Below are 10,881 nucleotides of genomic sequence, written 5' to 3' on the forward strand. Positions count from 1 at the left end.
CTTACGCGTCCACGACCTCGCCAGTCGAACGGAACACGCGAACCTTGCGCCCGTCTTCGAGCGTTTTGGTGCCGACGCGTTCACCCTTGTTCGTGGCGGGGTTGAACAGCTGCACGTTGGAGAGATGGATCGAGGCCTCACGCTCGACGATGCCGCCAGCCTGGTTGGCCTGGGGATTCGGCTTGGTGTGGCGCTTGACCAGATTCACGTTGGAGACGAACACGCGCTCGCCTGCAACACGCAGCACGTCGCCGCGCTGACCCTTGTTCTTGCCGGTGATCACGAGGACCTGATCACCCTTGCGGATACGGTTCATTGTCTTGACTCCGCTCAGAGCACTTCGGGCGCAAGCGAGACGATCTTCATGAACTTCTCGCTGCGCAGCTCGCGGGTAACCGGCCCGAAAATACGGGTGCCGATCGGCTCGAGCTTGTTGTTGAGGAGGACCGCTGCATTGCCGTCGAAACGGATCAGCGAACCATCGGGACGGCGCACGCCCTTGGCGGTGCGTACCACCACGGCATTGTACACCTCGCCCTTCTTGACCTTGCCGCGGGGGATCGCATCCTTCACGGTGACCTTGATCACGTCACCGATCGCGGCGTAACGGCGCTTGGAGCCGCCGAGCACCTTGATGCACATCAGTTCCTTCGCGCCGCTGTTGTCCGCTGCGGAAAGCGTGCTTTGCATCTGGATCATGTCTGCACCCTCCCTTAGACGTTGGCGCGCGTGATGATTTCAACCACGCGGTGATGTTTGGTCTTGGACAACGGACGGCATTCGGCGATACGCACGAGGTCACCCTCGTTTGCACCGAGATCGTCCTGCGCGTGCAGCTTGGTCGACCGGCGGATGATCTTGCCGAGCAGCCAGTGCTGCTCCTGGCGCTCGACCAGGACGGTGACCGTCTTGTCCATCTTGTTGCTGGTGACGCGACCCTCGAGGGTGCGCGTCTGCTTGTTGTTGTCGCTCATGTCGGCCGTCCCTTACTTCTTGCCGCCGAGCACGAACTTCGTGCGGGCGATGTCACGCCGAACGCGGCGGAGCTGGTGCGGCTGAGTGAGCTGGCCGGAACCCTTCTGCATGCGCAGATTGAACTGCTCCTTGCGCAGGTCCAGCAGATGCTGCTGCAACTCTTCGGCCGACTGGTTGTTGATATCTTTGCTGGCCATCACATCACCGCCCGGGTCACAAACTGGGTTTGCACCGACAGCTTGGCAGCGGCCAGGCGGAACGCCTCGCGTGCCGTCGACTCGTCGACGCCCTCGATTTCATAGAGCATGCGACCGGGCTGGATCGGCGCGACCCAGAACTCGACGCTGCCCTTGCCCGCGCCCATGCGGACTTCGATCGGCTTCTTGGTGATCGGCTTGTCCGGAAACACGCGGATCCACAACTTGCCGCCACGCTTGACGAAGCGGGTGATGCAACGACGGGCGGCCTCGATCTGGCGCGCGGTGAGCGCACCGTGGGTCGTGGCCTTCAGGCCGTACTCGCCGAAACTGACGAGATTGGAGCACTGCGCCAGACCGTCGTTACGGCCCTTGAACTGCTTGCGGTACTTGGTTCGCTTGGGTTGCAACATGGCAACTCTCCTTACTTCGCAGACCGCTCGCGGCGGCCGTCACCGGCCTCGCGACGCGAATCATTACGACGACCTTCGCCACCTTCGCGGCGCGGCTGCGAGGACGACTCGTCCTTCGACTCCTGGCCGATCTGGGTCAGGTCGAAGATCTCGCCCTTGTAGACCCACACCTTGATGCCGATGATGCCGTAGGTTGTGCTCGCCTCGGCGAAGCCGTAGTCGATGTCCGCGCGCAGCGTATGCAGCGGCACGCGACCTTCGCGGCTCCACTCGGAGCGGGCGATCTCGGCGCCGTTCAGACGACCGGACACGTTGATCTTGATGCCCAGCGCGCCCAGGCGCATCGCGTTGCCGACCGAGCGCTTCATCGCGCGGCGGAACATGATGCGGCGCTCCAGCTGCTGCGCGATCGACTCGGCCACCAGCTGGGCGTCCAGCTCGGGCTTGCGCACTTCGCTGACGTTGATGTGCGTCGGGACGCCCATCATGTCGCTGACTTCCTTGCGCAGCTTCTCGATATCCTCGCCCTTCTTGCCGATCACCACGCCCGGGCGGGCGGTGTGGATCGTCACGCGCGCGGTCTTGGCCGGGCGCTCGATCTGGATCTTCGAGATGCCGGCGGCAGCCAGCTTCTTCTTCAGCATGTCGCGGACTTTGATGTCGGCCACGAGATACTTGGCGTAGTCAGCCTTGTTTGCGTACCACTTCGAGTTCCAGTCCTTGGCAATGCCGAGGCGGATACCGGTGGGATGAACTTTATGACCCATCGTCTATGTCCCCGGTCAGTTACCAACAACCACAGTGATGTGGCTGGTGCGCTTGAGAATGCGCGAACCGCGGCCTTTGGCGCGGGCATACATGCGCTTCATCGCCGGACCTTCGTCGACGAAGATGCTGGCCACTTTCAGCTCGTCGACGTCGGCGCCGAGATTGTTCTCGGCGTTGGCGACGGCCGACAGCAGCACCTTGCGGACAAGGAGCGCGGCCTTCTTGTTGGTGTAGGTGAGCACGTCGCTGGCCCGGCCCACGGGGAGTCCGCGGACCAGATCAGCCACCAGGCGTGCCTTTTGCGCCGAAATGCGGGCGCCGCGCAGGATCGCTTTGGCTTCAGTGCTCATCACTTGCCCTTCTTGTCGCCGACATGGCCTTTGAACGTACGGGTCACCGCGAACTCGCCGAGCTTGTGCCCGACCATGTTCTCGTTGATCAGGACGGGCACGTGCTGACGGCCGTTGTGGATGGCGATGGTCAAGCCGACCATTTCCGGCAGGATCATCGAGCGGCGCGACCAGGTCTTGATCGGGCGCTTGTTGTGGGCGGAAACCGCAGCTTCCACCTTCTTCACGAGGTGAAGGTCGACGAACGGACCTTTCTTCAAAGAGCGAGGCATGTCGGCTTCCTGTTACTTGGTACGACGACGCACGATAAACTGCTGCGTGCGCTTGTTGTTACGGGTCTTGTAGCCCTTGGCCGGCGTGCCCCACGGGCTGACCGGATGACGACCGCCAGAAGTCTTGCCTTCACCACCACCGTGCGGATGGTCGACCGGGTTCATCACCACGCCGCGAACGGTCGGGCGAATACCCAGCCAGCGCTTGGCGCCGGCCTTGCCGAGCTTCTTCAAGCTGTGCTCGCCGTTGCCTACTTCACCGATGGTGGCGCGGCAATCGACCGAGACGCGACGCATCTCGCCGGAGCGCAGACGCAGCGTGGCATAACCGGACTCGCGGGCGACCAGCTGCACCGAGGCGCCGGCGCTGCGGGCGATCTGCGCGCCCTTGCCCGGACGCAATTCAATGCAGTGGATCGTGCTGCCCATCGGGATGTTGCGCAGCTGCAGGCAGTTGCCGGCCTTGATCGGCGCATCGCGGCCGGACACCAGGCGATCGTCCACCTGCACGCCCTTCGGCGCGATGATGTAACGGCGCTCGCCGTCGGCATAGCACAGCAGCGCGATATGAGCGGTGCGGTTCGGATCGTATTCGATGCGCTCGACGCGGGCGGCGATGCCTTCCTTGTCACGCTTGAAGTCGATGATGCGGTAATGCTGCTTGTGACCGCCACCGCGATGACGCACGGTGATGCGACCATGATGATTGCGACCGCCGGTGCGGGACTGCGACTCGGTCAACGCCGCGTACGGCGCGCCCTTGTACAGGCCTTCCGTCTTGACGCTGACTGCGTCGCGACGACCCGGCGAGGTCGGCTTGTGGTTGATTAGTGCCATCTCACAGAACTCCTGGCTCAGGCCTTGGCGGACACGTCGATGGTCTGGCCATCGGCAAGACGCACGTAGGCCTTGCGCTTGCCCTGGCGGCTGCCAGCGCGTTGACGGAAGGCTTTGACCTTGCCCTTGGTGTTGACGAGGTTCACCTGCTCGACTTTCACGTCAAACAGCTTCTCCACGGCAGCACGGACATCGGCCTTGGTCGCCGCGGGGGCGACCACGAATACGTACTGGTTGTGCTCGGCCAGGCGCGCCGATTTCTCGGAGATGTGCGGCGCGCGCAGCGTGTCGAGAATGCGTTCGTTGTTCATGCCAGCCACTCCTCGACCTTCTTCACGGCCTCAACCGTCATCACCACCTGATCGGAACCGACCAGGCTGACCGGATTCAGGGCCATCACGTCCAGCACATGGATATACGGGATGTTGCGGGCGGCCAGGAACACCGCCTCGGAGGCGTCTTCCGACACCAGCAGCACGCGACCGGAAACTTCCAGCTCGGCCAGCTTGGCCACCATCGCGGAGGTCTTCGGCGTCTCGACGCCAAAGCTCTCGACGACCTTCAGGCGGCCCTGACGGACCAGTTCGGAGAAGATCGAGCGGATCGCGACGCGGTAGGCCTTGCGGTTGACCTTCTGCTCGTAGCTGCGCGGCTTCGCCGCGAAGGTGCGGCCACCACCGACAAAGATCGGCGCACGGTAATCACCGTGGCGGGCACCGCCGCCCTTCTGCTTCTTGAATTTCTTGGTGGTACCGGACATCTCGCCGCGCGACAGCTGCGACTGGGTGCCGGCACGACCGGCCGCCTGGTAGGCAACCACGACTTGATGGACCAGGGCCTTCTTGTACTCACCGCCGAACACTTCGTCCGACACGCTGAGCGGCTTGGCGCCAATGACATTCAATTCCATGGCGACTCTCCTCAACCCTTGGTCGTCGGGCGGATGATGACGTCGCCACCGGTTGCACCCGGTACCGCGCCCTTCACCGCAATCAGGTGACGCTCGGCGTCGACCTTGACCACTTCCAGGCCCTGCGCCGAACGGCGCACGGCACCCATGTGACCGGCCATCTTCTTGCCCGGAAACACGCGACCCGGCGTCTGGCGCTGACCGATGGAGCCCGGCGCGCGATGCGACAGCGAGTTACCGTGGGTGGCGTCACCCATCTTGAAGTTCCAGCGCTTGATCGTGCCCTGGAAGCCCTTGCCCTTCGACACGCCGGCGACATCGACGATCTGGCCGACGGAGAACACGTCGTCCGCCTTGATCTCGGCGCCCACGGTGTACTTGCCGAGATCGTCGGCAGACACGCGGAACTCCCACAAACCACGACCCGGCTCAACCTTGGCCTTCGCGTAATGACCCTTCAGCGGCTGCGTCAACAGGTTCGCGCGCTTGCTGCCCGCAGAAACCTGGACGGCGCTGTAGCCATCGTTATCATCCGTCTTCAACTGGGTCACGCGGTTCGGCGTCGCTTCAATCAGCGTCACCGGAATCGAGCGGCCATCTTCAGTGAAGAGTCGGCTCATGCCGCATTTGCGGCCAACCAATCCGATACTCATCTTCGTATCCTGTCTGTCGCTCAACCGAGCTTGATCTGAACATCGACGCCAGCGGCGAGATCAAGCTTCATGAGCGCGTCCACGGTCTTGTCGTTCGGGTCGACGATGTCGAGCACACGCTTGTGGGTACGGGTCTCGTACTGGTCGCGTGCATCCTTGTCGACGTGCGGCGACGTCAGAATGGTGTAACGCTCGATCTTGGTCGGAAGCGGAATCGGGCCGAGTACCGTGGCACCCGTGCGCTTAGCCGTCTCGACGATCTCGCTGGCCGAGCGGTCGATCAGCCGGTGATCGTACGCCTTCAGCCGAATCCGAATCTTCTGGTTCGCCATAACCGTGTCCTGTTGTCGAAAGAACGTAATGTGAAACGAAGCGGCTTCTCACCGCCCCGCACTACCCTTTGCCACCACATCGGCATCGCGCGATTCATTGCGCGATGCCTTTGAAAAAGGCCAGGCGAGCAACAATCCGCTCGCCTGGCACAATTCGAATCTCGCGCAAAAGGACGTGTCGCCAGGACTTGTCCTGTGATCACGTCGACTTGCGAGGGCCGATCCACGGCCAGCGAACTCGAAGCACGTCCTGCGCCTCATTTCGCGGTTGGTCGACCAGAAACGCGTCTGTCCGACAAGTGAGCTGCGAAGTATACCGGTAAATCTGCAATTAGTGAAGAGGTACGAGCGATTCGCCCGCGCCGCCTCCCTGGCGTTATCCGATCCAACCGGCCGGATCGACGGCAGGAGTTATCCCGGCAGCTTGCTGCCGGGATAACCGTACTTACTTGATGACCTTGGCCACCACGCCGGCGCCGACGGTGCGGCCGCCTTCGCGGATGGCGAAACGCAGGCCTTCGTCCATCGCGATCGGGTGAATCAGGCTCACCACCATCTTCACGTTGTCGCCCGGCATCACCATCTCCACGCCTTCCGGCAGGGTCACGGCGCCCGTCACGTCCGTCGTGCGGAAGTAGAACTGCGGGCGGTAGCCCTTGAAGAACGGCGTATGACGGCCACCCTCGTCCTTCGACAGCACATACACCTCGGCCTCGAAGTCCGTATGCGGGGTGATCGTGCCCGGCTTGGCCAGCACCTGGCCGCGCTCCACGTCGTCACGCTTCAGGCCGCGCAGCAGCAGACCGGCGTTGTCGCCCGCCTGGCCCTGGTCCAGCAGCTTGCGGAACATCTCCACGCCGGTGACGGTCGTCTTCTGCGTGTCGCGGATGCCGACCACTTCGATTTCGTCGCCCACCTTGATGATGCCGCGCTCGATACGGCCGGTCACCACCGTGCCGCGGCCCGAGATCGAGAACACGTCTTCCACCGGCATCAGGAACGGCTTGTCGATCGCGCGCACCGGCTCCGGAATGTAGCTGTCCAGCGCGTCCACCAGCTTGATGATCGCCGGCACGCCGATCTCGCTCTGATCCCCTTCCAGCGCCTTCAGCGCCGAACCGTGGATGATCGGCGTGTCGTCGCCCGGGAAGTCGTACTTGCTCAGCAGCTCGCGCACTTCCATCTCGACCAGCTCGAGCAGCTCGGCGTCGTCGACCATGTCCGCCTTGTTCAGGAACACCACGATGTACGGCACGCCCACCTGGCGCGACAGCAGAATGTGCTCGCGCGTCTGCGGCATCGGGCCATCCGCGGCCGAGCACACCAGGATCGCGCCGTCCATCTGCGCCGCACCCGTGATCATGTTCTTCACATAGTCCGCATGGCCCGGGCAGTCCACGTGCGCGTAGTGGCGGATCGGCGACTCGTATTCCACGTGCGCCGTCGAGATCGTGATGCCGCGAGCCTTCTCTTCCGGCGCCGCGTCGATCGCGCTGTAATCCTTGAACTCGCCACCGAAGCGCTCCGCTCCGACCTTCGTCAGCGCCGCCGTCAGCGTCGTCTTGCCGTGATCCACGTGACCAATCGTGCCGACGTTGACATGCGGCTTGGTGCGTTCGAATTTACCCTTTGCCATGACTCTGACCTCTAGAAAGAACTAGTTGATTAGTGCGGCCATGGAAGGCCGCTTTCTGATCTTCGCGACCAAGGAACGATCGCACTAATTAAGCGTGGAAAAGTCGGCCTTGTCAGGCCTTCTTCATGACCTGCTCGGCGATGTTGTTCGGCGCCTCGGCGTAATGGTCGAATTCCATCGTGAAGGTGGCGCGCCCCTGGGTCAGCGAACGGATGGTCGTTGCATAACCGAACATCTCGCCCAGCGGAACCATCGCATCGATGGTCTTGCCCGACGGCGTGTCGTCCTGGCCCTGGAGCAGGCCGCGGCGACGGCTCATGTCGCCCATGACGTCACCGACGTACTCTTCCGGCGTCACCACTTCGACCTTCATGATCGGCTCGAGCAGCACCGGGTTCGCCTTCGCGAAACCTTGCTTGAACGCCATCGAGGCGGCGAGCTTGAACGCCATTTCGGACGAGTCGACGTCGTGGTACGAGCCGAACACCAGCTTCACCTTGACGCCGACAACCGGGAAGCCGGCCAGCGGACCGCTGGTGATGGTCTCGCGCAGGCCCTTTTCGACCGACGGGATGAATTCCTTCGGAATCACGCCGCCGGTGATGTCGTTGATGAAGAGGAAGTCATCCTTCACGTTCGGATCGGCGCGATCGGCCTCGGTCATCGGCGACAGCTCGATCACGACGTGACCGTACTGGCCCTTGCCGCCTGACTGCTTGGCATGCTTGTAGTCCGACTTGACGTCCGACGCGCGGATCGTCTCGCGATAAGCCACCTGCGGCTTGCCGACGTTGGCCTCGACGTTGAACTCGCGACGCATGCGGTCGACCAGGATGTCCAGGTGCAACTCGCCCATGCCCGAGATGATCGTCTGACCCGACTCTTCGTCCGTACGCACGCGGAACGACGGATCTTCCGCGGCCAGACGGCCGAGGGCGACGCCCATCTTTTCCTGGTCCGACTTGGTCTTCGGCTCGACCGCCATCGAGATCACCGGCTCCGGGAACGTCATGCGCTCCAGGGTGATGACGTGGTCCTGCGCGCACAGCGTGTCGCCGGTCGTCACGTCCTTCAGGCCGACTGCCGCGGCGATGTCGCCCGCATGCACTTCCTTCAGTTCCTGACGCTCGTTCGCGTGCATCTGCAGGATGCGGCCGATGCGCTCCTTCTTGCTCTTGACCGGGTTGTACACGGCATCGCCGGAGTTCAGCGTGCCCGAGTAGACACGGAAGAACGTCAGCGAGCCGACGAACGGGTCGGTCATGATCTTGAACGCGAGCGCTGAGAACGGCGCGGCGTCGTCCGCCTTGCGCGTGGCTTCCTGATCGTTCTCGTCGATGCCGGCGACCGGCGGGCGGTCGGCGGGCGACGGCAGCAGCTGCACCACCGCGTCGAGCATTGCCTGGACGCCCTTGTTCTTGAACGCGGTACCGCAGAACACCGGGATGATCTCGTTCGCGAGCGTGCGCTGGCGCAGGCCGGCGATGATCTCGGCTTCGCTGAGGTCGCCGCCTTCGAGGTACTTGTTCATCAGCTCTTCGGTGGCTTCGGCAGCCGACTCCACCATGAAGCTGTGCGCTTCTGCAGCCTTGTCGGCCAGATGCGCAGGGATGTCCTGGTACTCGAACTTCATGCCCTGGGATTCCATGTCCCAGATGACCGCCTTCATCTTGAGCAGGTCGACCACGCCCTCGAAGCCGTCCTCGGCGCCGATCGGCACCTGCATCGGCACCGGATGGGCGCCAAGACGGGCCTTCAGCTGGTCGACCACCTTGTCGAAATTGGCGCCGGTACGGTCCATCTTGTTGACGAAGGCAAGGCGCGGAACCTTGTACTTGTTGGCCTGGCGCCACACCGTCTCGGACTGCGGCTGCACGCCGCCGACCGCGCACAGCACGAACACCGCGCCGTCAAGCACGCGCAGCGAACGCTCGACTTCGATGGTGAAGTCCACGTGTCCCGGGGTATCGATGATGTTGAAGCGATGCTCTGGCATGGAACGATCCATGCCTTTCCAGAACGCCGTCGTCGCCGCCGACGTGATGGTGATGCCGCGCTCCTGCTCCTGCTCCATCCAGTCCATCGTGGCCGCACCATCGTGCACCTCGCCAATCTTGTGACTGACGCCGGTGTAGAACAGGATGCGCTCCGTGGTGGTGGTCTTGCCGGCATCGATGTGAGCCATGATGCCGAAGTTGCGATAGCGCTCGATGGGAGTGGTGCGTGCCATTGATATTTACCTGTGCCGGGCTACCTGCCCGATTCTATGCAGCCGTCCGGGCCACGCCTTATTTAAGAGTCCGCCATGGACGGCGGCGTGTTCTTTCGGCCGTCAGGGAAGACGGCCTGAATCAACATTCGGCATGAATGCCGATTTGTTCTTGCCGCCTTAAGGAAGACGGCCTGAATCCCAAGACTCCGCCACGGACGGCGGGCTGGTACTGTGCCGCCACGAATGACGACACAGGAAAAAACACTTACCAACGATAATGCGAGAAAGCCTTGTTGGCTTCGGCCATGCGATGCGTTTCTTCGCGCTTCTTGGCAGCACCACCGCGGCTTTCGGAGGCCTCCAGCAATTCGGCGGCCAACTTGCGCGGCATCGAGGTCTCGCCACGCTTGCGGGCCGCGTCGATGACCCAGCGCATCGCCAGCGCCATGCGGCGACCCGGGCGCACTTCGACCGGCACCTGGTAGGTGGCGCCACCGACACGGCGGGACTTCACCTCGACCGCCGGAGCGATGTTGTTCAGCGCCTTCTCGACCAGAGCCACCGGCTCGGCATTCTTTTCACCGATATGCTGCAGGGCACCGTAAACGATGCTTTCAGCGACCGACTTCTTGCCGCTCTTCATCACCATGTTGATGAAGCGGGCGATCAGCTGACTGCCATGTTTGGGATCCGGCAGGACCAGACGGGCGGGATGTGAACCTTTACGCGACATGTTTGTTGTCCGTTATTTTTGCGGACATTCCTGCCCGCCTGTAAAGCGGCCAGCGAGGGCCGCAGACATTATTTCTTCGGGCGCTTGGCGCCGTACTTCGAGCGCGACTGACGCCGCTTGGTGACGCCCGCGCAGTCGAGGCTGCCGCGCACCGTGTGGTAGCGCACACCGGGCAGATCCTTGACGCGACCGCCGCGGATCAGCACCACCGAGTGCTCCTGCAGGTTGTGGCCCTCACCACCGATGTAGCTGATGATCTCGAAGCCGTTGGTCAGGCGCACCTTGGCAACTTTGCGCAAGGCCGAGTTGGGCTTTTTCGGGGTGGTCGTGTAAACGCGCGTGCAGACGCCACGACGCTGCGGGCTGCTCTGCAGGGCCGGCGACCCGCTCTTGTAGGTCTTGGGGCTGCGGGATTTGCGCACCAATTGGTTGACTGTCGTCATGCGAAGCTGTTCCTGAAAACATAAAGGCAGCCCGAATAAGCTCGGTCTGCCAAGAAGCGGGAATTTAACATGAGCAGCCCGCCATAGGCAAGCCAGTGCTCAGCCGTCCTGGACCCGAACACGAGGTGCGTCCCTGCACCTCATTTCGTA

At 62.9% G+C, this 10,881-nt stretch carries 17 protein-coding genes; all 17 read right to left on the reverse strand.

Going from position 1 to position 10,881, the window contains the following annotated elements; translation table 11 throughout:
- Position 1 precedes the first annotated feature (1 nt).
- Complete coding sequence (rplX, locus tag KK131_RS04145; RefSeq protein WP_077442341.1) at positions 2 to 316, reverse strand: 50S ribosomal protein L24; 315 nt, start codon at positions 314 to 316, stop codon at positions 2 to 4.
- Positions 317 to 330: 14 nt separating this feature from the next.
- The gene (gene rplN / locus KK131_RS04150; protein WP_007513359.1) at positions 331 to 699 is read right to left on the reverse strand and encodes a 50S ribosomal protein L14; all 369 of its coding nucleotides are present in this window, start codon (positions 697 to 699) and stop codon (positions 331 to 333) included.
- A 14-nt stretch (positions 700 to 713) separates the two neighbouring features.
- A complete protein-coding gene (gene rpsQ / locus KK131_RS04155) occupies positions 714 to 974 on the reverse strand; it encodes a 30S ribosomal protein S17 (protein ID WP_027485136.1) in 261 nt (86 codons plus the stop codon).
- A gap of 12 nt (positions 975 to 986) precedes the next feature.
- Complete coding sequence (gene rpmC, locus KK131_RS04160; RefSeq protein WP_007513354.1) at positions 987 to 1,172, reverse strand: 50S ribosomal protein L29; 186 nt, start codon at positions 1,170 to 1,172, stop codon at positions 987 to 989.
- Positions 1,172 to 1,585, reverse strand: coding sequence for a 50S ribosomal protein L16 (gene rplP / locus KK131_RS04165; RefSeq protein WP_214555449.1), 414 nt, complete (start codon positions 1,583 to 1,585; stop codon positions 1,172 to 1,174). Before rplP ends, rpmC begins: the two co-directional genes overlap by 1 nt.
- A gap of 11 nt (positions 1,586 to 1,596) precedes the next feature.
- Positions 1,597 to 2,352 (reverse strand): 30S ribosomal protein S3, encoded by a 756-nt coding sequence (gene rpsC, locus KK131_RS04170; protein WP_056386831.1) that lies wholly within the window; start codon positions 2,350 to 2,352, stop codon positions 1,597 to 1,599.
- A gap of 15 nt (positions 2,353 to 2,367) precedes the next feature.
- Positions 2,368 to 2,703: a 50S ribosomal protein L22 gene (gene rplV, locus KK131_RS04175; RefSeq protein ID WP_056386833.1), complete on the reverse strand. Its 336-nt coding sequence runs from the start codon at positions 2,701 to 2,703 to the stop codon at positions 2,368 to 2,370.
- Positions 2,703 to 2,975: a 30S ribosomal protein S19 gene (rpsS, locus tag KK131_RS04180; RefSeq protein WP_056386835.1), complete on the reverse strand. Its 273-nt coding sequence runs from the start codon at positions 2,973 to 2,975 to the stop codon at positions 2,703 to 2,705. The genes rplV and rpsS overlap by 1 nt, the downstream gene beginning before the upstream one ends.
- A gap of 12 nt (positions 2,976 to 2,987) precedes the next feature.
- Complete coding sequence (rplB, locus tag KK131_RS04185; RefSeq protein ID WP_007808200.1) at positions 2,988 to 3,812, reverse strand: 50S ribosomal protein L2; 825 nt, start codon at positions 3,810 to 3,812, stop codon at positions 2,988 to 2,990.
- A 17-nt stretch (positions 3,813 to 3,829) separates the two neighbouring features.
- Entirely contained in the window at positions 3,830 to 4,123 is a 294-nt protein-coding gene (gene rplW / locus KK131_RS04190; protein WP_056386840.1) for a 50S ribosomal protein L23, read from the reverse strand.
- Positions 4,120 to 4,722, reverse strand: a complete 603-nt coding sequence (gene rplD, locus KK131_RS04195) for a 50S ribosomal protein L4 (RefSeq protein WP_214555450.1) — start codon at positions 4,720 to 4,722, stop codon at positions 4,120 to 4,122. The genes rplW and rplD overlap by 4 nt, the downstream gene beginning before the upstream one ends.
- A gap of 11 nt (positions 4,723 to 4,733) precedes the next feature.
- The gene (gene rplC / locus KK131_RS04200; protein ID WP_056386844.1) at positions 4,734 to 5,375 is read right to left on the reverse strand and encodes a 50S ribosomal protein L3; all 642 of its coding nucleotides are present in this window, start codon (positions 5,373 to 5,375) and stop codon (positions 4,734 to 4,736) included.
- A 20-nt stretch (positions 5,376 to 5,395) separates the two neighbouring features.
- On the reverse strand, positions 5,396 to 5,707 hold the full coding sequence (rpsJ, locus tag KK131_RS04205) for a 30S ribosomal protein S10 (RefSeq protein WP_007082173.1): 312 nt from the start codon (positions 5,705 to 5,707) through the stop codon (positions 5,396 to 5,398).
- A gap of 445 nt (positions 5,708 to 6,152) precedes the next feature.
- Positions 6,153 to 7,343: an elongation factor Tu gene (gene tuf, locus KK131_RS04210; RefSeq protein WP_214555451.1), complete on the reverse strand. Its 1,191-nt coding sequence runs from the start codon at positions 7,341 to 7,343 to the stop codon at positions 6,153 to 6,155.
- A gap of 112 nt (positions 7,344 to 7,455) precedes the next feature.
- Positions 7,456 to 9,573, reverse strand: coding sequence for an elongation factor G (fusA, locus tag KK131_RS04215; RefSeq protein ID WP_214555452.1), 2,118 nt, complete (start codon positions 9,571 to 9,573; stop codon positions 7,456 to 7,458).
- A gap of 247 nt (positions 9,574 to 9,820) precedes the next feature.
- Positions 9,821 to 10,288 carry a 30S ribosomal protein S7 gene (rpsG, locus tag KK131_RS04220; protein WP_007514548.1) on the reverse strand — a complete coding sequence of 156 codons (468 nt, stop codon included), beginning with the start codon at positions 10,286 to 10,288 and terminating at the stop codon, positions 9,821 to 9,823.
- A gap of 68 nt (positions 10,289 to 10,356) precedes the next feature.
- A complete protein-coding gene (gene rpsL, locus KK131_RS04225) occupies positions 10,357 to 10,731 on the reverse strand; it encodes a 30S ribosomal protein S12 (RefSeq protein WP_056386848.1) in 375 nt (124 codons plus the stop codon).
- Between the last annotated feature and the right edge of the window lie 150 nt (positions 10,732 to 10,881).

The sequence above is a fragment of the Rhodanobacter sp. LX-99 genome (assembly GCF_018599185.1).
Classification (GTDB): Bacteria; Pseudomonadota; Gammaproteobacteria; order Xanthomonadales; family Rhodanobacteraceae; genus Rhodanobacter.